This is a genomic window from Bradyrhizobium tropiciagri, from assembly GCF_018130545.1.
Classification (GTDB): domain Bacteria; phylum Pseudomonadota; class Alphaproteobacteria; order Rhizobiales; family Xanthobacteraceae; genus Bradyrhizobium; species Bradyrhizobium tropiciagri_A.
This window is the reverse complement of the sequence record NZ_JAFCKF010000014.1, coordinates 66,206-88,578: the sequence shown is the minus strand read 5'-3', so window position 1 is coordinate 88,578 and position 22,373 is coordinate 66,206. Positions and strand designations below refer to the sequence as shown.

Genomic DNA, 22,373 nt, shown 5'->3' with positions numbered 1-22,373 from the left:
CGGGGGAGACGGTCATCGGCGACTTCGAGGCCGCCGACGAACTGCTTTTTGCAGCTGAGAGCGGCGGCTTGCCCGGTCTCGGGCCCATTCGCGTGCAGCGATCGGGACAGATCGGCCCCCTGGTCGAACTCGTACGCGCGCGACGGCGATATCCCGCAGCCTTTGCGTCCGTTGCGCTCGAAGCGCCATTCGTCGCGACAATTGAAGCCGCGCTCGACCGTGACACGGTGACCGGCACCGAGAAGAAGGCACAGGCCGGCGTCTTCCCGCTCCAGCGGCTCGGCGCGGATGGCGAGCGATCGGACCTTTGGCAGCTTTGGGCGAGCCGGGCCGATCAGGCTGCCCTCGCCGCCGGCTTCCCCGCGCGGATCGCGGCCGAGATTGTCGGCGCGCTCGGCGAACTCCAGGACAATGTCTTCCGTCACAGCGAGACGGCGTGCACCGGCCTTGTTGCCTTCGCCGCGCTTCCGGGCACGTTCGAAGTCGTTGTCAGCGATAACGGGATCGGCGTGCTGGCGAGCCTGCGCTCGCATGCGGACTATGCCGGCACCGAGGACGCCGGCATGGCGTTGAAGGTCGCGGTGGCCGACGGCGAGTCCCGATTCGGCCGCGACAGCGGCTGCGGCTTCGGCATGGGTCAGATGTTTCGCGCGCTGGCCAACCATGATGGCGATCTACGTTTCCGCAGCGACGATCACGCGCTCGAGATCCGTGGACACAGCCCGAGCCTCCAAGGTCGCGTCCAACTGCGCCAGAAAGCTGCCCTGCCCGGCCTGACCGTCAGCGTGTTGTGCCGACCGGCGAGTGTTCCGGGCCGATCGCTCTGACCGTGTCACCGGCGCGAAGTCGGAGAGCTGCAGCGCCGTGCGCTTCGTGACGATGTTGTGGGCAAGCAGCTCGTCGAGCGGCGCCCCCTTCGGGGTAGAGATCCGTGGCCAACGCAGACGGCCGGCCTCGGTGAACTCCGCCCGGCGGCGCTTGAGGGTGCGGGCGAAGGCATCCGTCTCGATCAGGATGACTTGGCCAAAGTGGCGGTTGAGGCGGTGGAGAACCTGGGCGCCCCCGCGCACCACGAGCGTGAGCGGACGTCCCGCCGCGTCGGCAACCCGGCAGAGACGATCGACGTGCCAGTCGATCCGGGACGGCGCGCCGGCGCCGGTCCGAAATTCGAAGGCGACGATCTCGACTTCCGGACGTTCCCGCACGAAGCGCATCCAACGGGCATAGTCCTGATCGGTCCGCGCGTTGAGGTGAAGTGCCGCCGGAATACCGGCCATCATCATCTCGGCCCAGCCCAGCGCGATGCGCTTCATGCTGTGCAGATTGTCAGGCCGCGGCACATTCAGGAACATGCTGAAATTCGGCGCGGTCACCAGCGCAATCCCGAGATCGCGCAGCGTCGACATGATCCGCGCGCGGTCGGCAAACGCCCACCAGGCCTCGAGCTTGATGTCCCGGTCGACGCCGGAGGCGATGACCGTTGCGTTTTCCGGGATGAGGAAGCGCGCGGCGAGCTCGGCACTGGTACGAACATGCGGCTGGCCGCTTCGCATGTGGAACAGCTCATACAAGGGAACGGCGACAACCGGTTCGTTCAGCACCGCCTTGCGGCTGTATTTATGTCCGATGAGCGGAATCACAGACGGCAGTTCGGGCGTCGCAAGTGCCTCAACCCGGGGCGTCGAGTCCAGCTCGAAGCCGTCGGTCTCCAGGTAGCGTTCAAAGAACTGGTCGGGCTTGTTGCGGCAGACGGTGTCGCAGACGCTGCGATCCTCGCACGAGCAGAAATCGTTGCAGTCGAACACGCCAGCATCGGTGTGCAGACCTCCGCAGGTCTTGAAGTCCGGGCAGCCACCGCAGCCGAGCGACGTCGCATGCAGCGCGGCGTCGTCGCGAAGCCGATGGGACGGTTTGAAGTCGCGTGTGGGCTCCTGCGGGGCGCGGCGGGTCATTTGAGCTTGATCTCCGCAGTCGCTCCGAGGATCCCGACGCGCTCGACGACGGCCGGGGCCATGCCCTGTCGCGCATCAACAGCGGCTCGTACGGAGGGCGGCGCGTTGGCGATACTGGCGACCTGACGAAGGCCGTCGAACACGACCAGATCCGGACCCTTCGACTGGACCAGCACCGTGGCGCCCTGACATGCCGCTCCCTTCGCGGTCAGCTTCGCGGTGAGCGTCCGGCTCTCCTCGGAGATGCTCACATCCATCAAGGTCGGTGCCTTGATGCGGTCGACACCCCTCGCCCAACGTTTGGTGTAGGGCTTGCCGCTGGCGTTGCGGATGAATTCAATTCCCATCACACGACCTCCAAGACAGGTGCAAAGGTTTTGGTTTTCCCCGACCGGCGCTCGATCAGAAGACCGCGCGCGGCCAGACTCGAAAGACGGTTGTTCCAGGCCGTTGGCGTCAAGCTCTCCTGGCTCTGCGCCGCAAGGCTCGGTGCGCTTGCGGTACCGAGGCGCACGACGAGGTCCAAGGTCGAGCGATGCGCCTCATCGAGCTCACCCAGAATCTTGGGATCACGCACCTCGCCCGTCGGCGTCAGGCGACAAACCCACATCGCGTCCTTGCGATGCCGCAGGAAAAATTCGAGCTCCTCGCTCACCGACGGCGAGGCATTGGCGATAACCGGGTAAAGCCCCGGCAAAGTGGCGCGCGCGTGATCGCGGAAAGCGATCACACCCTCGCGCAGGAAGGAGGCGGTCGCGACGGTGACGCCATCGAAATCCAGATAGGCGGGCTCCGGATCGGCGGGCGGGCGCGCGGCGGCGACCAGCTTCCCCAGGAGCTGACGGCCGGCTTGCACCCCGCTGAGCACCGGTTCGCCACCGGCCAAAACAACAATCGACAGCTTCACTTTTTATCCTCATTGAGAGTAGTGAAGATGGGAAGGGCACCGTTTGTTGTCAAGGGCCGCCGATTTTATCCCCCGATTTCCCAAGCCTGGGATGGGCTGGAATTGGGACTTTGTTAACCTCAAGCTCCTCTATGAGAATTGTAAGCTTCGTGCTACATAACTTTCAAATATGTAGCATGAAGGCTTCAAATGCCGACCCCCCACAATCCTCCCGCCGCCGTCCGGCGGGCGCTGCGCAAGCTCGGCGCCGACATCCACGACGCCCGTCGGCGCCGACGGCTGCCGATGGCAGTCGTTGCCGAGCGGGCCTTCACGTCGCGCTCAACCCTGCAAAGAGTCGAGGCCGGCGACACCAACGTCAGCATTGGCATCTATGCCGGCGTCCTTCAGGCGCTAGGTCTGCTCGACGGTCTGAGCCAGATTGCCGACATCGGCAACGACAGCGTCGGACAGGCGCTCGCCAGCGCCGCATTGCCCAAGCATGTCCACCTCAAACGCAAGACCGGAGCCTCACGCGATGGCTGATTTCGAGGTCCATATCGATCTGAACGGCACCACACGGCGCATCGGCCTGGCGAGGAGTAATCAGGTTCGCGGCTCGGAGACCATTCTCTTCGAGTATGATGCTGCATGGCTTGGCGACCCGGACCGGTTCTCGCTGGAGCCTGCCCTCGCCCTCACCCGTGGCACCTTCGCTCCCCCTGCGGGTCTCGCAACCTTCGGCTCCATCGGCGACTCCGCGCCAGACACCTGGGGCCGCCGTCTCATGCAGCGCGCCGAGCGCCGCCTCGCCGATCGCGAAGGCCGCGCTGTCCGCACGCTTGCGGAAAGCGATTATCTGCTCGGCGTCGCCGACGAGACCCGGCTCGGCGCGCTCCGATTCCGCTGGGTCGGCGAAGACCCCTTCCAGGCGCCGATCCGCGCCGGTGTACCGGCCCTGATCGAACTCGGCCGGCTGCTGCAGATCACCGAGCGCATTCTCCGGGACGAGGAAACGGAGGAAGACCTTCAGCTCATCTTCGCACCCGGCTCCTCCCTCGGCGGCGCGCGGCCGAAGGCCTCGGTCGTCGACCAGCACGGCCATCTCTCCATCGCCAAGTTTCCGAAGGAGACCGACGACTACAGCATGGAGACTTGGGAGGAGATCGCGTTGCGTCTGGCCGGCCAGGCCGGCATCGCCACCCCGCAACACGAACTCATCGAAGTGGCCGGCAAAGCGGTCATGTTGTCGCGACGCTTCGATCGCGATGGCGCGACCCGCATTCCTTTCCTGTCAGCCATGGCGATGATGGGCGCCAAGGATGGCGAGCGCGGTAGCTATCCCGAGATCGTCGACGCCCTCACGCAGCATGGCGCGCAGGGAAAGACCGACGCTCATGCCCTCTATCGACGCGTCGTCTTCAGCGTCCTGATCTCCAATGTCGACGACCATTTGCGCAACCACGGCTTCCTCTGGCTGGGAAAAGCCGGGTGGTCGCTCTCTCCGGCCTATGATCTCAATCCCGTGCCAACAGACGTCAAGGCGCGCGTATTGACCACGAACATCGATCTCGACGAAGGCACCTGCTCGCTTGATCTGCTCGAGGCCGCGTCGGAATATTTCGGGCTGACGCTGGCGCAAGCCCGCACGATCATAAAAGAGGTCGCAACCGTCACCGCGACCTGGCGCAACATCGCCAAGGCCGTCGGCGCCCGGTCGGCCGAGATCAGCCGCATGGCCAGCGCCTTTGAGCACGACGACCTGAAACGGGCGCTCGCGCTGTGACCAGAACGCTCCTTCACAGCTTCGATCCACCCGCGGAAAGCCCTGTTAGCGGGCCGACCGTCGACCTCGAGGTCTCGGACATCGAGGATGCCGGCATCCGAGAGGTCTTGCAGACGCCCGGCACGGCTTACGGCGCCTGGTCCATCCTGGATACGCTGCTGACACCGACCGGCGCCGGGACGCCGCTTATTTTCAAAGAGCCGCTCGGACAGGCACGAGAAGTAAAAGTCGCCCTCTCCGGTCTGTTTGGGCGCTTCGTCGCACGCGCTTATCTGGAACGCTATTTCAAGCTCTCCATCTTCGCCCATCTCGGCAGCCGCATCATCGACCTGGATCGCCGCAAGAAGATCAAGGTCAAGCGCCTGGCCCGCGGCGACCTGCCCGACTGGATCGCTTGTGCCTCCGACCTGTCCTCCCTGACGGTCGCCGAAGCGAAAGGCTGTCACGATGTCGGAGGCCCGGCCAAAGCGCTCGATCGCGCATGGGCGCAAGCAAAGCGAATAGACGTTACGGTGAAGGACCGCGAAGTCAGCGTGAAGCGCATCGCGATCGCGACGCGTTGGGGAATGGCTACCTCAGGCCCAAGCGACGCCTTTCTCTCGGCGCGCGATCCCGTTGACGAAGGCGATCCCATCGAACCGGAAGATCAGGAGTCGCTCTTCATCGGTCTCCTTCGTCTGCATATTGCCAACCTGATCAAGCCACTCGGCCACGCCGAACTGGCAGGCGCGCTCCAGCGCCTCACGCATCAGCCATTCCCGCAAAGGCTCCAGGACGACCTCGGCCGCGCCAAGGCGCTGCTCGATGCTGCGCCGGTAAGGGAGGTGGAGAAGGCGACCGCCTTGGGCGGGCTGATCGGTGGTGTCGTCACCCGTGCGGGACCGGTCACGGAAGCCGACGTTGCGCCGGCCGATCAGGAGACACTCGCCCGCCTCAACCTCCGCCCGGTCTTCGTCGGCATCGATCGCGACCTCATCCGCGCGGCCATCGACGCGGAACCGCAGGCGGTCCGCGCCCGCGTGATCCAGACGGGACGACCGGATGAATTTGCGCGGCCGGATCGCGCCGGCGGCTGGATCATTCCCATCGGTGAGGATCGGCGTATCAAGGGGAGCACCTGATCCGGTGACACGTCCATAACCATCAAAATGATGGCAATCGAACCGAAAATTGCCGCCTTGAAAACTGGATTGCCAATATCCGGTCGCGGCAAAAAGAATACCGCATAATGATGCCGCTTCACGCCATGCGGCCTCGCGTTGGAGGCGACCCCTTATGGTGAAATGGTCCGAGCTGAAACGGGCATCCGATATCGTCCTGGCCGTCTGGCCCCACTACCGCCCCCTGTTCGAGCGCTGGTTGATGCAGGAGCTCATCGACAAGGGCGAACTGGCGCCGATCTGGCGCGAGCGCATGGTGCCGGGAGAAAACGACAGCGTCTTTATGGACCGCTATCCCGATCGCGAGGCTGCCATCGCGGCCGCCAATGCACTCAATCCAACCTTGCGGCAGGCACTCTCCGTGCGGACCATGGACCCCGTTGTCAAGCGATCGCTCGAACTCAAGATCGACAAGGCCCTGCAAGCGAAACAGCGCCTGCAAGACGAAGAAGCATTGATGTTGGCCGAAGCCTTGCGCCGACACGCTGATGACGGGCGGCCGGACGCCACCGCCCTGAAACTCGCGCCGGACTCCGAGCGCTATCGTCAGGACCTTGCCGAACAACTGGCCACAATGCCGTATCTGAAAGTGGCCAAGGTGGGACGCTCAGGCAACCAATGGCGCTACGTCCTTCTATACTTGGCCCCGAATGGCGTTTGGTCAAAACCCTATCCGGCCGGCGAGAGGGCCGCGCAGATCGCCGAACGCGCTAAGATCGCCAACGGATTCGGTCTGAGCGCCAGCACCCATTGGGGAAAGACAAAGGCCAAGATCCGGCAGATCCTACTCCCCCGCGCTAATCAATTGCTGAAGCTCGCTAGCGTTCAGCGGATGCTCGCCGAAGCTCTCGCGCGAGGCGAACAAGTGCTGGTCTCAAATGGCATTGTATTTTGGTACGAGCCCGATGGTGGCATCGGCTGGCAGGTCAAGGAGACATCGTCGACGCGCGAGTCCGAAGGCGCGACGATCTGGAAGGAAGGGACGATCCTCTCCACCAATCACGGCCGCCTGGTCGTGCTGCCCTACATCAAGGAAAGTGGTGAGCAGATTCGGGGACACACCAAGAACGGTCCCAATGACGGACGCGCCTTGCCTCGCCATCCGGACCACTATGTCGAGATTCCATTTTCCCTTTACGACGGCGATCTTATGATCGGATTATTTGGGGAATTTCCTTACGAATGAAGAAGAATTGGAACGCATGCGCGCAATTTGGCTCGGCAAAAGATAGTTAGGTTAGAAATTCAAGATCTCCTGAAATCCTGCGGCTCGCTAAGCGATATCGATCTATTCAAAGCCTTTCAACAATTGCCTGTAGCCTTGTTCAGTCATCCACTGGGCTCGGGCGAGATGGCTTTCAAACGTTTTGCGCGCATGTTCCTGCTCCCGGTCAGGATCGATATGCAAAACGGTTCGTACGATCTCGCGCCATTCAATGCCTTCAGCGTGTGCGTCGAGTAACCTGAGATATGTCACACGGTGGGCACGATCGTAGGGGGTCAAAGCCGGTTCGGCCGGTGCAATTGCTGCAACCTCGGGATCAGTCATAAATCCAGTCATGTCTTGTGGGCCCCTGCCTAATTGAACGTTCGAGCTAGCGTCGGTCAGCTCTTCAGCCGCGCTGTTGAAGAATAGAATTGCGCGGCGGAATGTAACTTAAAAGCGGTAGTCTTAAAAGCGTCAAACAGATGTATCTGCGTCCGTGAAGAGGACGCACAAAGGACCGCTTCGAGACGTGCTGGCGAAAAATATGCGCCGGCTCCGGGCTGCGCGCGGTCTTAGCCAAGAAGCGCTCGCTCACGAATCCGGAATCAACCGCACCTATCTGAGCTCCGTTGAGCGTTCCGAGCGAAATGTTTCTCTCGACAACCTGGCTCGGATTGCCAGTGGGTTACAGATTGAGCCTTGGAAATTGCTCAAAGGCGACTAGGCGCCACGTCTCGCGGCAGACGAGCCGGGCAAGGATGTGCCCCGCAGACGGAACCATGTATTCGCAGGTGAAGTCATCAGCGCAGCCAGAACGCAGAAGACGCGACCAGGGATTGTGCGGTGAATAACCGAGTATCTGTACCGCGGGCTGCTGCGCGACAAACGGCTAGTTAGCTCTTTGGCGCAGAGGCAATCACGTCGCCGCCTTTCGCAAAGGGAGCGCCCTGCTCCCAATGAATCTTACCTGCTTGACCAGCCCTTGCCGGGCCGGCGACATCCGGTCAAGGCCGCCAGCCGCGAAGCGGGGGCGCGGTAGCGCCAGCCTTGACGGGATGGCGGCGGTCCGGCCCACTCGCGCCAGGGCAGGTAAAGCCCCTAGCCGGTCGCGCTCACAGCCCAAGTTCGCGCTTGCGTCCAAAGCTCCACTCGATGCCGCTGCCATCGCTCCGCATGGCGCCGGTGATGTGCTGGCCAATGCGCCGGTCCAGGATGGGCTGCCATGGCACGAGGCTGAAGCCGAGGCCTCCGTCGCCGATGAAGGTCTCGATCATGGCAAAGCGTCCGCTGGCCAGATTGGCCGACCCAAGCAGCCGGCCACTGACGTATTCTCCCGCCTTGGGCGGTTGGAACGCCAGCTTGCGGGCGGCGGCCATCTCGGAGCCGACGCGGGCGACCTCGGCACGCTCCAGCGTCGCAACAAGGTCCTTTGGACCCTGGATCCTGCCGTCCGGCAGGCGGGTGGCATACCCCATGCTGACCAGGCTTTGCCTGCGCCGCTCCAGGGCGTCGGTAACCTCGCGGCCGAAGCCAGCCGCAACGAGAGGCGTGCGGCTGCGCGAGGCAAGTTCACGGTCGAGCCAGGTTGCCCCGTCGCTACCGACCTGCCGATCGAGATCAAAAGTCGAGAGTGTGCGGACCGAGAGCCCATCGCCGCCGCCATGGCTGAGGTCATAGGCCATTCCCCGCTCCGTCATGTCCTGCGGAATCTTCCAGTGGTCGGCGTCGATGCGCTCGACATGGCCGGCTCGTCGCAAGGCTTCCAGGCGGCGAACATGGGAGCGGACGAACGCGTCCGGGTCCTTCCCCGTCGCCTCCAGCCGGTCGCGAATTTGTGCCAGGTGGCGGCTCGGCCGGTAGACGCCGTCATCACTCTCCGCCACGAGGGCAATGTTGCGATCGGATGCTCTCGGCCCGGAGACGACAGGGGCTGCCTCGACGATCATGCCGCGGCTGACATCCTCAAGGCGGGAAGCATCGGCGAACTCGATATGGTGGACGCGGCCATCGACGCCGTCGATGACGAGACAGACCCGTTCCCCCATCTCGTCGCCGGCAAGGCCCTTGCCGACCACCCGGCCTGTGACCGGCTCCGCAAGCTTGCCGCCATGGACGGCGTATTGGTCTACGCCGCGCTGCTCGGCGAGGCCGTGATCGGTCAGCGCCCGGTGCATGGTCTTGATGATATCGTTGCGTTGGCCGAGCGCCCTCAAGCTCGTCTCGGCCCGGTCGGAGAGGGTCCAGCGTCCGGGTTCGTCCTCCGAGGCAAGACCGTAACGCTGCAGCCGCTTCATCCTGTCGATCAGCAGATGGCGGTTCTCCCGAACCAGAAAGCTCTGCCCTTCGCCGGCTCTGAGATCGATAGAACCTTCGTCCCGTTGCTGTTCGATCAGGATCCGGTCGAGCCGGGTCAGGCGCTCCGCGTCGACCTCGCTCGCCAGCTTGCGGGCGACGTCCAGTTCGCTCTGCGGACCGAGTTCAAGCGTCACCCGTTCACTCGCCCGGTGGCGGAGGCCGTGAGCGATGTAGTCGCCTGCGATGTTCAAGATCTTGCCATCGTCGGTGATGCCCCGGAGCAGGATATGGGTATGGGGGTGACCGGTGTTGTGGTGATCGACCGCTACCCAATCAAGCTCCGTCCCGAGATCGGTTTCCATCTGGTGCATGAGGCCGCGGGTAAAGGCGCGCAGGTCGCCCATCTCGGCAGCATCCTCCGGCGCCACGATGAAGCGGAACTGATGCCGGTCATCACGGCCGCGCTCGACGAAGGCGCGGCCGTCGGCGCGATCCTCATCCGCAGAATAGACCCGCCCCTGTTCACCGTCCCGCGTGACGCCGTCCCGTTCGAGATAGCGCAGATGAGCATCGACCGCCTTGCTGAGCGCGCCTCGCATCTTCGGACTGCGACTACGACCCTGCGGATTGAGTTTGACGACGCGCGCCTTGACGACGACCCGCCGTGCCCGGAAGCGGACGCCGCTCCCGTCCCCGCTCCATCCTCCCCCGTCCCTGGCAAAGGACGCCACCACCTTCGCGCCCCGGCCCCGGGCGTTGAACCGGCCGCTTCGTCCGACGGTCCCAGGTAGTCGATTGGGGTCACCTCCAGCGCGCCGGATCGCCTGCTGAACCTCGCCAAGAAAGCTGCTCGGTCGTCGACGTGACCCACCTATCCGGCCCGCACGCAATCGAGCGCCACCGCGGTCACGGACTTTGCCAGGATGGATGCGAAAATTGTCTTCGTCGTGCGCCATATCACGACAATCGGAGCACGAAGCAACTCCGGCAAGATCGCAAATTCGGTCGGTGCATTCTCGCGTCGAACGACGTGCGCAATCGTAAGCAGACGCCCCCAATCACATGACGAATGGTGCCGCCCGGAGCATTGGAAGCTAAAGAGAAAACGGCGATGGCGGCTCGCGCGCACCTTCTCGCCACTCTGCTAAAATTCGAAAAGACAATGTGCACACAACAACTTGACGAGCACAGCGAGGCGCGAACGAAAGTTCGCTTTATCTTGCCTTCCTAATCGGGCGTTCAAAGTCAACTCATTCCTACGCTTTTCTTCGACTCGTCGCACTTCAACCATGACGGACTCCCTGCATCGACAACGCACAAACGTCACCACACCGCGCTTGCGGTCGCATTCACCAGGCGGGGTCCATGCGTTCCTTCGCGTTCAGCACTTAGGCCGTCGCATGCTCTTCATCAGGTTCGTAAACAGGGCTGTCCAAGCAGTTTTGCGCTCTCGTCCCCGAAGGGCGGCAGCAGGCAAGAGATAGCGGACATTCCCCGTTTCGCGGCCCCGCCAGGGGACGCTCACCGCGCGCGCGGATCTCTAATTTCGTTCCTCCTCAGCATGCTGGGCGTACCCCCAGCGCCTTCTATGCTCGTCTGCGCAGCGGCTACTGCGCCGGCTTTAGGCGCAGCCGCTGCGTGATCTTGGCGCCGAATCCGACGTGGAAATCGGTCTCGCTGACCCACATCCGGTGCAGAATGCATGCGAGCTTCCGCGCGACCGCGGCAATCGCACACAGCATGCTCGACCGCCTGGCGATCCGCAGGCCCCAAGCTCGCAACGCCGACCATTTCCTGACCCGTAACAGCAGACTTGCGGCCGCTTCGCACAGCGCCTCCCGCACCGAGATATCGCCCTGTTTGCTGATATGACCTTCAAAATCAATCGACGTACCAGACTGGTGACGCTTCGGCGCCAGCCCAAAATGGGCGCCCACGGTGCGTGATCGGGTAAAGCGATGAGGGTCATCAACGCCAACTTTGAATGACAAGGCAACGACTGGACCGACGCCTGGAACCGTCATCAGACGCCGGCAAACAGGATCATGCTGGACCACCTGCAGGAGCACGCGATGTAGCCGATCATAGCCCTCGAGGAGGGCCCGGCGCACGTCCAGCATGACCTGGATGGACATCACAAAAATCGGGTCGCAGTGCTCAATCAGCTCGCGAATACGGGCCTCAAAAGCACCTCGGGCGACGGCTCCGACAAGCAATCCGTAGGCCCGCAGCGCGCCGCGAACATGGTTCTCGAGGTCGACCAACTTGCGCTTGAGCAGCTTCCGGTTGGTCAACAACGTGCGCATTCTTTGCATGTCGATATTCTTGACATGGACGGCGCGGTACCAGCCCAACCGCATCATCTGCGCGATGCCGCGCGCATCGTTTCGGTCGGTTTTGTTACGCATTGTCGACAGCGAAACACGCATGTGGCGCGCCTCCACGACAACGATTGGAAGCCCGGCTGGCTGCAATTCGCGATACAGCCAGATACCTAGCGATGACGCCTCGACCCCCACTCTATCGAGGCGATCCGCGTAGCCCTCCACAGCGGAGCGGATCGCCTCTGGCTCCGTGCTGACCTTAATTTCGCGGACTGTGAGACCCTCGCTATCGACGATGCAAACGCTGGTTTCTTCAAGGCCGACGTCCAATCCAACATAGAATTTCATCGGAGCTCTCCCTTGTGGCAACGACCTTCCAAGTCGTTGCACCAGGCTCCGGATTCGGCCACGGCCGTCTTATCCCCGTGCACCGGTATCTCGAAGCCCGATTTGAAGAGCCCTCATCCTCAAGGTCCATCGTGATCTCCCGACCGCCAGTTCCCGAAAAAGCCGCAGCGACTCGGCAGCCAACCCGGGAAGCCCACGCTGCTTCCGAGCGCTTGCGATAGCGATCGTTGCCCGAAGGGCCGAGACACACGAAGGGTGGCTCGGTGAGGAGCAAAGCGACGAGTAGAGCGCGGGCCGAAGGCATCGCCCATACGCCGTCAGCTTGCGAGCTCACACAGTTGGTCATTGCGATCCTCCCGAATCCAATCGAGGGACGAATACGCCAATAGGCCATCGGACCATGGGTGAAACATCGGGCGCTGAAATTGCCGTCGTGACACCAATCGACGGCATGAGCGCCAGCAACCGATCGCGCGTCTTCCTTAGATCCGATCGCGTGAAGGATAGCGCCGCGGCTGCTGTTGGACGTCCACCTTGGCGGCAGTTCGATGGCAAGCAGATTTGCAAACTTTGCGACGTATGCTCGCGTCTCGTCTGGCAAACAGCCGCCTGCGAGATGCTTTCATAGCGAGATGGTCCCGGGTTGTTCGCGGTAAAAACGCTAGGCGAGCCATACCGATCGCGCAGTTCGCAAAGGTACGCGATGCCGGCAAGAATTTGTCACGAGAATCGTAGGGATCGTTGCCGAGGTCGTACGGCGGACGTAGCTCTGACCGCGTCTCCGGCATGATCTGCTTCAGCTCCATGGCGCCTCTTGGTAACCTCGCACGCATGTCGCCGACGCTCTTGACGTCTAGGACTGCGCGTATCCAGTGCACCGGGACGCCGAACCGCAGCGCGGCCTGCCCGACGAAAGCCGCAGACGGATCGATCGCTCGATCACTCGTCGCATCGCACTTCGGCGAAAGCAGGAACGTTGCTCACACTCAGCGCAAAGAACAACGTCACTACGGCGCACAGACTTCTCTCGACGTTTTCGGACTGTTGCCGCATACCTTGGGCTGACACCGCGTAGGTTCCAGTCGGGCGATACCAATCGAGCTGGGCGTACCTCGCGCGCTGCCGATGCAACTATTCGAACCTTGCTCTATGAAGCTGCACGCGTTGTGTTGCGCCGCTGCTCCCGACCTTCCGCGCTCCGGCAATGGGGACGCGCATTGGTCGAGCGATCGGGAAGTAAACTGGCCATGGTCGCAGTAGCGAGGAAACTGGCGGTCATCTTGCATCACATGTGGCGTAACGAGACGCCATTCCACTGGAGTGGTCGCACCTCGATCGCCTGATCGGTACAACCAACATGGAGATCCTCTGTCTGCGACAGCGGTAAGAGGTACTACCGGGACGAGCGCCGGCTATCGCGCCATTCCTCCTGCGGCTGCAGAGATGCAGACCCCGCTCGGGACATAGCGGCGTCGACCTTCTGACGCAAAAATGTAGCCGCAAAACCAATCGGACTGCGGAGAGAACGGTGGACTTGGCAGCGGCTGACGCTATGGCCGACGGTGTTGTATTGAAGGGTCGAAACTGGCTGAACAGTATGTTTGCTTGACACGGCAAGCTCAAGCCTGGCGCTTTGCGCCCCCGCCTCCGGCGGCTTCGGGTTTGACCTCGCCGTGCCAAGCAAACCTTCGCTCGCCATCGCTTCGACGGACAAGAGCAGCACTCTTGTGTGTACTGAGAAGTGGAAAAAGCGGACTTGCATGATGGGCCGCGATTAGAGAACGGAGGAATGGTGCAGCATTTGGCCGAACAGAGGAATGGCAGTTCCAATACCCAATACGTGTACGATGATTCCTCCCGGACCGACACCGGCAGCGCACGGCCAATGACGGACGATGCCGCAAGAACCCGAAATGGCGGCGATCTGCCGGCTTGGTGGACTGGCCGTTCATGACAAAGAGTTTCCCTCGCCGACGACGCGGCAGCCCATTCATTTTGGGAGCCGCCGGCCGCGGCCATCGCGAGCCGCAGCCTCGCCCTTTTCGAATGCGTCGATGGAAAGTGTGAGCTACTTCTGCAGACGAGAGTCTCGGAGGCATGCGTCTGGGCATCTGCTGGAGCTCAACGGCACTGAGGCGCGTAAGCAGCCGCTTGTCGCAAAGGACTGCTCGACGATCTCCTGCAGAAGGCGCCGGACGGCATCGAGTACAACCATCTTGAAGGTGGCGGCAACACCATCCTCGAGTACGTGTGCAGGCTCGGTCATGAGGGCATTGTCGCCAAACGAAAGACCTCCCGTGTACGATAGTGGGAGGTCAAGGTGTTGGCTGAAGATCAGGAATCCAAATAGTCCGGCAACAAAGCGGTACGACGTGGGAACCTTCTGAAGCGAAAAGAGCGCCCCCAACTTAATGGGAGCGCTCGATCTGTTTAGAACAGTCGTGATAGTAAGGCGATCATCGAAGCCAGATGCAAATTGCATCCAAGGCCCAGGCGAAACGTCTTACCGCACGGCTGGCTGGCTTCGAGAGTGAACAGCACCGTCATGGTGAAGCTCCTTCTCTATTGCGCGAGGGTCCCTTTCGGTACGTGCCTTCGCACACAAGGCCAGTAGGCTGTGGGATTTTTTGTTGAGTGCACCGGTGACCCCACAACACACTGCACGTATTTCCGTATTCAACCTCGATATAGCCGCACTTTGAGGCTTTTCAAGGGTAATTTCCTTAAACCCAACTTAACGCCTGAAAGCCCGTAAAATGCGCCCGGACCTTTTACAAGCCCAAGCAAGCGTCGATTGGGCAATCGGACAATTGCCTGACCTCTCCAAGCGCTTGGATGAGTGGCTGAAGCGCGGCGTGACCATTGAAGTCAAAGTACTCCCGCCGCCGGCAGACAACCTGATCGTCGCAGTCGAGAACGAACTGTTGCCGCTCGCGTTTCATGCGGAGGTCGGCGCTTACCTAAACTCAATTCGCAGCAGCCTCGACGTGCTCGCGATGACGCTCGTGAAGCGGCACAACATCGCGATACCTGAGCATCAGGTCTATTTTCCAATCACAAAAACCGAAGAGGAGTTTGAGAAAAAGGGAAGGCAGCTACTCGCGGGCCTGTCGGCACTCGATCAACGCTTAATGAGAGAACAGGTGAAGCCGTATCTGGGCGGCAACGATTTGCTTTGGATGTTGCACCATCTCGACATAGTACGAAAGCATCGGCGGCTCCTGAACACTCAGCTCAAACCTATCCATATGTGGATGGCCGGCACTCTTGCTGAAGGCGACTTTACGCCGCTCGGCGGCGAGGGTTCGATACAGGTCGGTGAAGAGACAGTGCTAGGAATGATCCGGAAAGGTGTTCCGACGCCAGCAATCCACACGAGGTTCTACATCGCAATTGAAGAACCCGGTATTGTTAGACGGCCTGTTGAGGCCGTGCTGGCGCAGATGGCGAGCGCCGCGACCTTCGCTATCAAACTTTTTGACGCGTGATCCGAGGCCGCCAATGACGGGACTTTCTGACAAAGAAATGGCCGTGATCTTCAAGAAGGATGCCGGCGACTATATGATAGCAGCTGAGAACCTGAGGACCGACGAGCACAGCATTTACCTGGTCGCCCCAACATATTTCCTGCGCGGACACGCGATCGAACTGCTGTTAAAGGCCTGCCTCCTGGCTAACGGGTGGACACTGGACGCCTGCCGGAAGAAGCTCGGGCACAAACTTCTTGTCGGCCTCACTGAGGCGGAAAATGTCGGTTTGGTCTTGAGCGACCAGACCAAAAGTGTCATCGCGACCCTTTCCCCTCGGCATGAGGATTACACATTCAGGTATCGCCCGGACAAGCCGTACGCATTTCCCAATCAAAAGGCAGCGACCGACGCCATCGCTGAGCTCTTCGACAAGGTACACGCTATCGTCGTCGATAAAGTCCTCAACGAAAGGAAGCCGTGACGCGAAAGGCGTTGTGCGAAGTCGCCGGCAAGGCCAATGATGAGTTTGTTCATATTTGCAGTCAGCAATCACGGTGCGTATTGATCCCGCGCTCTGTCAAGATGTGCGTGCGGGATTGCCAACCGCGAAGACGCCCCTCACATGAGGGGAGAGCTACCAGCCCTCATTCTAACCGGCTGGTCCAAAAACGGGAGCGGGAATTTGGACATTAGCGATCCGCGCCTGATCGAAGCGCACAAGAAGATGACCGAGCGCGTCGAGAAATATGATGAGCGCATCGTCACCGTATTGAAAGGCAGCCTCAGTACAGAGCAGGCCCTGAATGACTTGCTAAGTGTCGCGGGTAGACGGTGGAAACGCCGCACCTTTGCCGGAAAAATCGACAAGGCTGAGAAGTTATTCTGTCCCGAGTTGGATGCTGGGTTTTGGGCGACCATCAAAGCCGCCAACGCTCTCAGGAACGCCGTCGCCCACGGTCACAGCGAAGGCCAAATTGTTCAACGGTCAGCCGAGCTTAAGAAAGCGCTGCTCGCCTGGGTGTCGCCGGAACAGCGTCCCGGCATCGAGGCAATGACAGAGCCTCAGATGATAAGTACGGCCTTTAATAACTGCTCCAGCTACTTGGTCGTCGCAGCCGATCAGTACGGAAAGTGACATCACCGTCGCTGTGGCTTTCGATTTGCGATGTAGGTGGCCGTGCACTCGCCAACAATCAGCATGAGAACTGCGCTGAACGTCAGTGCGTCGTGAACATTATAAATAATTGCAGCCCAGCCGAGTGTCTTCATAGGAACAATCCCAACGTGCCGGATTAGTCTCCGGCAAAAAATTAACCGTCTGGGATCATCCCTTGTGCAGTCGAAGCCCTACTGCACGTGGTGTCACGCGCGGACACCAGGAAGATCGTGAACCGGGAGCCTCCCGGCCGTCTAACAGGGGCGTAGCCGCACCCCGGCACTTTGCCCATCCAAAATGGGCTCCCGCCCCTCCGCTCGCACGGGCTTGCAAGCGGTCAGAACGTACCCCGAATATAGTGCGCTTCCTTCCCAGCGCCAATCCCCGGTATCCACAGAAGTGATCCAGGCGAATCAGAATACCCTCCCCTCCTCACTGACAGGGAGATTCGGCATGGCAGCGGTTGTCCAGCAGATCATCCAACTCTTGAGTTCTATCGGAATAGCCTCGTATGGGCTCGGATACCTGATAGACGTTCTCTCGCATCTACCGTGGGGATCCGTGGTCGATTGGTTTCGCGCCGCGCCGGCAATCCAAATGGCGCCGCACCTCAGTCTCGGAAATGAGGCGCTGTACGCTCAATACCAGCAGGTCATGGACACACAGTTTCAGATCGGCGAACTTAAGCGCATCATCCTGACGATGCCCGCTCTACCAAGCGAAGGATTTTAGCGGCTCACGCGACGTCGGCGTCACCTTGGACAGCCCCACCGTTCCTATATGGACGACGTTGTTCGTTAGACGGGTGGTTTGGGCGAGCGGAGCGAACTCCGCTTAGGGCCGTACGTTATCGTCCTCCCTACGCCATCACAGTGGCTGCCAATCGGACCCGTCGGTCGCCCTTGGCCTCTACCGGCCAGATTCATTATCTCCATCGGGCACCGCGCGGCCGCGCCGAGCCGCTTCCGCAGTCAGCCGACGCTCGATGTACTCATTTATCGATTTGACTAGGATGCGTCGCGATTTGCCTTCGGTGTAGCTTTCCAGTTCGCCGGTGTTAATGAGCTCGTACAGTTTCTTGCGCGAAACTTGGATCGCCTTCATCGTCTGTTTTGGCGAGGCTACGAGCGGGACATCAAATGCGATAGACATGCGAAGCATCCTATTTTCTCGAACGCTTTTGAACTTGCCAGACCAATTTCCCAGCGCAAACCACGTTTGCTGCCGTGCGCATTTTTGGATATTCGGTCGTACGACTTCGCGCTCTTTTCGGTTCACGACTTAATCTCGACTCGACTTAGGGCATTAGACGCGCCGCGAGTCGGTAGTCGGCCTAGAAAAGCCTGTCGATTCGAAATCGACCGAACCGGTTTGGTCGAAGCGAATGACATTTGATCCGACAAGGAATTGAGCCCAATCTTTCATGAGAACGCGTCTCTTCTCGAGCTTTTGGCCGCGCTGATAGGCTGCGGTGGTCTCTGATTTATATTTGTGCGCTAGAGCTGCCTCCCGAACACCATCAGGATAGTCCGTGCACTCCTCGGCCCAGGTTGCGAATGTCGAACGAAATCCGTGCACGGTTACATGACCGTAGCCCAGGCGATCCAGTACGGCGAGCATGGCATTCTCTGAGAACGCTCCTCCATCCGGGTTCGGAAATATCAACTCGCGCCGAGGGCAGTCTGGCACCCTGTCAAGGATTAAGAGTGCAGGCTCGGAAAGCGGCACGACATGGTCCTGGTTCATCTTCATGCGCTCACCGGGAATCTTCCACGTCGATGAGGAGCGATCAATCTCGGATCGGAGAGCGTCTACGACTTCGTTAGTACGACATGCCGTGAAGATCAGAAAGCGGAGCATCGAAGCGGCCATGCCGCTGGCAAAGGAAAGGCGGGCCATGAAGTGCGGCGCCTCGGCATAAGGCAAGGCTGGGTGATGCCGTACGACGCGTTTTGGCCGCCTGGGAAGCTTCTCCCGCAATTGCTTGGTCAACTCGGCAGGATTCCGAAAATCGGCGTCATCAACGTCCACGTTCTTCGCGATTATCGTTTCGATCCTTCCGCGCACACGATTGGCCGTCTCACGTTTCCCGACCCAGATTGGCTGCAGCAATTCATAGATGTGGCTTGGCTTGATTTCAGGAATTGTGAGATTCCCGATCGTGCGGTACGCGTACCGCTTAAGCGACGAAGGCCATTGATTGCGGTGCTTCCTACTCCAGATCGACCAATGCTCGCGAATGTAGGCTTCGGCACACTGTTCAAACGTGGGTAAAGTGACTTTGACCTCTACGGCTCTTGCTTCATTGCGCGCCGTACGTTTTTCCTGAACGATGTCGACGCCAGGGTTACTTCGGTCTCCTCTCACCCGAAGTCGGGCTGCATCACGAGCTAGGCGCGCCTCCTTAAGAGACACATCCTTGAAGGACCCTAGCCCGAGCCAGCGCTGCTTGCCGTCCTTCCAATATCGGTAGCTCCAATTCTTCGAGGAGGCGCTCGCAACGATGAGGTACAGGCCATCGCCGTCGGGATATTTGCCCGGCCGAGATTCGCGCTCGACATTGAGGGGTTTGAGCTTGCCGGCCATATGTTCTCCATCGCGGAAATCCGTCCTCCGAACCCACGTCAAAAACTACGGTTTGCGCGATGACCCAGAGTAACATCGCGGCATTGGCGGCAACATTCGTCGTCGCGCTAGTCGTTGTTTTTGCTGTCGTTTCGGATAATTGGATATTGAGGAGAACAATGTAGTGGCGGAGAGAGTGGGATTCGAACCCACGGTACGGTTTCCCGCACACACGCTTTCCAAGCGTGCGCCTTAAGCCACTCGGCCATCTCTCCGGGAGGCCTCTCTTGAAGGGCTCAGCCGGATTTTGCAAGTGAGCGCGGGCCCCCGGGGCAAAATTTCCCCAATGGATTGAAAATATTAGGTAAATTGGCAACGATCCCGATCGCGCCTGGCCGCCGTGATGGCTCTCCGCAGGTGATTCCTGCGGCTGCCCGGCCGGAGGCCAGGGCAAATCAGAGTGTTTGACTCACCAGCCGTGCATAATAATCGGTGTCGTCCATGCGAAAGCAGGGACCCATAGCCACGAATGTCTGTTGGTTTGCTACGCTGTGGCCACAGCCCACTTCAACAACCCCACCCTGTGGTTATGGGTCCCTGCTTCCGCAGGGACGACACACGGAGAGAGCTGCGGCCTCTCGCTTTTCAGCGGCGAGGCTGCGGACGTTGCCGCCGATTGCGATCACGCCGCACCGAGGTGGGGTACGACGCCACGCGCCCTACCCATCCTCCACGCTCAGCGATAGCGAGCGGCAAGATCCGCCGTGCGGCGCGGCCACAGGGTTGGTGGCTCCGGCAGCGCCGCGTTTCCAGCACTGTGCGTTTCCTGCAGCGCCTCGATGAAGTCGGCGAACCATTGCTGGATGGTGCCGCTGTTGAGCTTCTCCATCATGGCTTCCCAGCGCATCCGCCGCTCGGTCAGCGGCATCGCCATCGCGGTTGCGAGCGTACGCGCCATGCCGTCGATGTCGTGTGGATTGACCAGCAATGCGGCGTCGAGCTCGTTCGCCGCACCGGCGAATTTCGACAGCACCAGCACGCCGGGATCCGCCGGATTTTGGGCTGCGACATATTCCTTGGCGACGAGGTTCATGCCGTCCTGCAGCGGCGTCACGACGCCGACCTGCGCGGTGCGGTAGAGGCCCGCGAGCACACCCTGGCCGAAGCCCTTGTTGAGGTAGCGGATCGGCGTCCAGTCGACCTCACCATGCACGCCGTTGACGTCGGTGACCAGCTTCGCCACCTCGTTGGCGAGATTGCCGTAGGCTTCGATCGCCCCGCGCGACGGCGTTGCGATCTGCAGCATCGACACCGAACGCTTCAGGTTCGGATACAGCGACCACATCCGGTCGAACGCCTTGATGCGGTTGACGAGGCCCTTGGAGTAATCGAGCCGGTCGACGCCGATCGCGAGCTTCTCGCCGTTGAGGCTGCGCCGCAGCCGCGTCACGTCGGGATGCGTCATCGCCTTGGTAGCCTGCTGCGCGAACTTGCTGGGATCGATGCCGATCGGAAACACCGCAGCGCGGGTGCGACCGAACGACGAATTGATCACGCCGTCACGCACCTCGAACTCGAGATCGTTCTGCACGTAGCTCAGGAAGTTCTCGCAGTCCTCATCGGTCTGGAAGCCGATCAGGTCGTAAGACAGCATCGCCTCGATCAGCTCGCGATGATTGGGCACGCCCGCGATCACCGCGCGCGCCGGCCACGGCGTATGCAGGAAGAAGCCGATCGGCTGCGTGACGCCGAGGTCGCGCAGCTCGGCGCCGAGTGCGAGGAAATGATAATCCTGTATCCAGAACGCGGAGTCAGGCTTGCGGAAGCGCAGCAGCGCGCGCGCCATGAACGCGTTCACTTCGCGATAGCTGGTGTAGTCCTCGTGCGAGGCGCGAATCAGATCGGCGCGCGAATGCATCGCCGGCCACAGCGCCGAATTGGCAAAGCCTTCGTAATAGCCGCCATAGTGCGCGGCCGGCAGATCGAGCATCGCCAGCGCGCCCGCACCGAGAGCTTCGACTTCCGCGAAAGGTTCCTTGTGGTTCCCGTCGCGGACCCGTCCGCTGGAACCAACCCATATTGCCCCTGTCTTTTCCACCACCGGCAACAAGGCCGCTGCAAGCCCCCCCGTCATGGGTTCGTTAGGTTTTCCGCGCGAGACGCGGTTCGATACGACGACGAGGTTCACCAGGTCCCCTCCTGTTGGTCAACTCGCGTATTAACAACCATTCATCAAGATGGTTCCGGATCAAAGAATCTCCCAATTGAAACCAAATTCTGGCGAAGTGATAAGGAACTCGCGGGAACTCGCGAAAAGAAAAATGCACGCGAGGTCGCTCGCACGACGCAAAACAACCGCATTCGGTCGTGCGTTGCGCAACGCGCAGTGCAGATGATTTGGTTAGGACAGGCTCGCGTCCCTATCGTCGCCGAGTAGCTGCGCAAGAAATTGACGCACGTCGCTCGGCCCGTCGAAATGTCCGTCGACGCCGAGTGCGTGACGGCCGACGGAGAATGCGAGACCGTTGAAATCAGGCATGATGCCGAACACGGTCTCATCGGTGACGTCGTCGCCGATGAAGAACGGCCGGCGTCCCCGGAACGGCTCATGCGTCATCAGCTCGAGCACGCCGGTCGCCTTGGTGAAGCCGGAATGCTTGATCTCGCAAACGCTCTTGCCCGGCAGCACCTCGATCGGCGCATTCGGCAGCTCGGCGCGGATCAGCGACACCGCTTCATAGATCGCCTTCTCGGCGGCGGGCGCGAGCCGATAATGCAGCGCCAGCGAATAGCCCTTGTCTTCGAGCAGAATACCGGGGCTGAGCTTGGCGATCGCGGCGAGGCGCCGCTTCAATTCCTTGTCGAGCGGCGGCGCATGCGCGGCGACCGCCTCGCTGTCAGGCTGCAGCCGCATCTCGGCGCCATGGCCGCCGATCGCGGGAAACACGTCCGGCGCGAAGATCAGATCGATGTCGTTGAGCGATCGGCCGCTGACCAGCGCCAGCGCGCCGCCCGTGCGCTGATGCAGCTGCTTCAGCGTGGTCGACAGCTCCGGCGGCACCCAGACTTCGCGCGGCGTCGGCGCGAAGTCGAGCAGCGTGCCGTCGATGTCGAGAAGCACCGCCGTCTGGTGAAGCGGCGGAATCAGCGATGCCGGCACGCTGTCAATCCTGGCGTCAGGGGTGATAGTTTCATCCATTTCGGCCACGTTATGCTTCGTCATA

At 61.1% G+C, this 22,373-nt stretch carries 20 protein-coding genes and 1 tRNA gene; 10 read left to right on the top strand and 11 right to left on the bottom strand.

What is annotated here, in order from left to right; all coding sequences use genetic code 11:
- Window positions 1–674 precede the first annotated feature (674 nt).
- The 3 genes from JQ616_RS38015 to JQ616_RS38005 are packed head-to-tail and all read right to left on the bottom strand — an operon-like array spanning window position 675 to window position 2,859.
- Complete coding sequence (locus JQ616_RS38015; protein ID WP_212023303.1) at window positions 675–1,952, bottom strand: DUF4417 domain-containing protein; 1,278 nt, start codon at window positions 1,950–1,952, stop codon at window positions 675–677.
- On the bottom strand, window positions 1,949–2,299 hold the full coding sequence (locus JQ616_RS38010; RefSeq protein ID WP_212023302.1) for a hypothetical protein: 351 nt from the start codon (window positions 2,297–2,299) through the stop codon (window positions 1,949–1,951). Before JQ616_RS38010 ends, JQ616_RS38015 begins: the two co-directional genes overlap by 4 nt.
- Window positions 2,299–2,859 carry a hypothetical protein gene (locus JQ616_RS38005; protein WP_349630106.1) on the bottom strand — a complete coding sequence of 187 codons (561 nt, stop codon included), beginning with the start codon at window positions 2,857–2,859 and terminating at the stop codon, window positions 2,299–2,301. The genes JQ616_RS38010 and JQ616_RS38005 overlap by 1 nt, the downstream gene beginning before the upstream one ends.
- A 189-nt stretch (window positions 2,860–3,048) precedes the next feature.
- On the opposite strand from JQ616_RS38005, the gene JQ616_RS38000 reads away from it, so the two are divergent.
- The 4 genes from JQ616_RS38000 (at window position 3,049) to JQ616_RS37985 (ending at window position 6,970) form a co-directional block, all read left to right on the top strand.
- A complete protein-coding gene (locus tag JQ616_RS38000) occupies window positions 3,049–3,384 on the top strand; it encodes a helix-turn-helix domain-containing protein (RefSeq protein WP_212023301.1) in 336 nt (111 codons plus the stop codon).
- Complete coding sequence (locus JQ616_RS37995) at window positions 3,377–4,624, top strand: type II toxin-antitoxin system HipA family toxin (RefSeq protein ID WP_212023300.1); 1,248 nt, start codon at window positions 3,377–3,379, stop codon at window positions 4,622–4,624. Before JQ616_RS38000 ends, JQ616_RS37995 begins: the two co-directional genes overlap by 8 nt.
- Window positions 4,621–5,745, top strand: coding sequence for a hypothetical protein (locus tag JQ616_RS37990; RefSeq protein ID WP_212023299.1), 1,125 nt, complete (start codon window positions 4,621–4,623; stop codon window positions 5,743–5,745). The genes JQ616_RS37995 and JQ616_RS37990 overlap by 4 nt, the downstream gene beginning before the upstream one ends.
- Before the next feature lie 154 nt (window positions 5,746–5,899).
- Complete coding sequence (locus JQ616_RS37985) at window positions 5,900–6,970, top strand: hypothetical protein (protein ID WP_212023298.1); 1,071 nt, start codon at window positions 5,900–5,902, stop codon at window positions 6,968–6,970.
- A 102-nt stretch (window positions 6,971–7,072) separates the two neighbouring features.
- On the opposite strand, the gene JQ616_RS37980 is transcribed toward JQ616_RS37985, so the two are convergent.
- Window positions 7,073–7,333, bottom strand: a complete 261-nt coding sequence (locus JQ616_RS37980; protein ID WP_249137840.1) for a DNA -binding domain-containing protein — start codon at window positions 7,331–7,333, stop codon at window positions 7,073–7,075.
- A gap of 202 nt (window positions 7,334–7,535) precedes the next feature.
- Between JQ616_RS37980 and JQ616_RS37975 the strand changes: the two genes are divergently transcribed.
- Window positions 7,536–7,715, top strand: a complete 180-nt coding sequence (locus tag JQ616_RS37975; RefSeq protein WP_212023343.1) for a helix-turn-helix domain-containing protein — start codon at window positions 7,536–7,538, stop codon at window positions 7,713–7,715.
- Between the two features lie 388 nt (window positions 7,716–8,103).
- Here JQ616_RS37975 and JQ616_RS37970 read toward each other — a convergent pair whose 3' ends face one another.
- Together JQ616_RS37970 and JQ616_RS37965 are read right to left on the bottom strand one after the other, a co-directional pair.
- Complete coding sequence (locus JQ616_RS37970) at window positions 8,104–10,017, bottom strand: DUF3363 domain-containing protein (RefSeq protein WP_349630105.1); 1,914 nt, start codon at window positions 10,015–10,017, stop codon at window positions 8,104–8,106.
- An 876-nt stretch (window positions 10,018–10,893) separates the two neighbouring features.
- On the bottom strand, window positions 10,894–11,958 hold the full coding sequence (locus JQ616_RS37965; RefSeq protein WP_212023295.1) for an IS110 family transposase: 1,065 nt from the start codon (window positions 11,956–11,958) through the stop codon (window positions 10,894–10,896).
- Window positions 11,959–12,830: 872 nt separating this feature from the next.
- Here JQ616_RS37965 and JQ616_RS39995 point away from each other — a divergent pair.
- From JQ616_RS39995 to JQ616_RS37940, 5 genes are all read left to right on the top strand, one after another.
- Window positions 12,831–13,301 (top strand): transposase, encoded by a 471-nt coding sequence (locus tag JQ616_RS39995; RefSeq protein WP_212023294.1) that lies wholly within the window; start codon window positions 12,831–12,833, stop codon window positions 13,299–13,301.
- A gap of 1,413 nt (window positions 13,302–14,714) precedes the next feature.
- Complete coding sequence (locus JQ616_RS37955) at window positions 14,715–15,446, top strand: hypothetical protein (RefSeq protein ID WP_212023293.1); 732 nt, start codon at window positions 14,715–14,717, stop codon at window positions 15,444–15,446.
- A gap of 13 nt (window positions 15,447–15,459) precedes the next feature.
- Window positions 15,460–15,909: a hypothetical protein gene (locus JQ616_RS37950; protein ID WP_212023292.1), complete on the top strand. Its 450-nt coding sequence runs from the start codon at window positions 15,460–15,462 to the stop codon at window positions 15,907–15,909.
- A 201-nt stretch (window positions 15,910–16,110) separates the two neighbouring features.
- The gene (locus JQ616_RS37945) at window positions 16,111–16,563 is read left to right on the top strand and encodes a hypothetical protein (RefSeq protein WP_212023291.1); all 453 of its coding nucleotides are present in this window, start codon (window positions 16,111–16,113) and stop codon (window positions 16,561–16,563) included.
- 474 nt (window positions 16,564–17,037) lie between these two features.
- Window positions 17,038–17,316 (top strand): hypothetical protein, encoded by a 279-nt coding sequence (locus tag JQ616_RS37940; protein WP_212023290.1) that lies wholly within the window; start codon window positions 17,038–17,040, stop codon window positions 17,314–17,316.
- Window positions 17,317–17,493: 177 nt separating this feature from the next.
- Here JQ616_RS37940 and JQ616_RS37935 read toward each other — a convergent pair whose 3' ends face one another.
- The 5 genes from JQ616_RS37935 to otsB form a co-directional block, all read right to left on the bottom strand.
- Window positions 17,494–17,736 (bottom strand): helix-turn-helix domain-containing protein, encoded by a 243-nt coding sequence (locus JQ616_RS37935; RefSeq protein ID WP_249137839.1) that lies wholly within the window; start codon window positions 17,734–17,736, stop codon window positions 17,494–17,496.
- Window positions 17,737–17,889: 153 nt separating this feature from the next.
- Window positions 17,890–19,170, bottom strand: a complete 1,281-nt coding sequence (locus JQ616_RS37930; protein WP_212023289.1) for a tyrosine-type recombinase/integrase — start codon at window positions 19,168–19,170, stop codon at window positions 17,890–17,892.
- Window positions 19,171–19,334: 164 nt separating this feature from the next.
- A tRNA-Ser gene (locus tag JQ616_RS37925) sits at window positions 19,335–19,424 on the bottom strand.
- A 461-nt stretch (window positions 19,425–19,885) separates the two neighbouring features.
- Window positions 19,886–21,337 carry a trehalose-6-phosphate synthase gene (locus tag JQ616_RS37920; protein ID WP_212023288.1) on the bottom strand — a complete coding sequence of 484 codons (1,452 nt, stop codon included), beginning with the start codon at window positions 21,335–21,337 and terminating at the stop codon, window positions 19,886–19,888.
- 213 nt (window positions 21,338–21,550) lie between these two features.
- Entirely contained in the window at window positions 21,551–22,372 is an 822-nt protein-coding gene (gene otsB, locus JQ616_RS37915; RefSeq protein ID WP_212023287.1) for a trehalose-phosphatase, read from the bottom strand.
- Window position 22,373 lies beyond the last annotated feature (1 nt).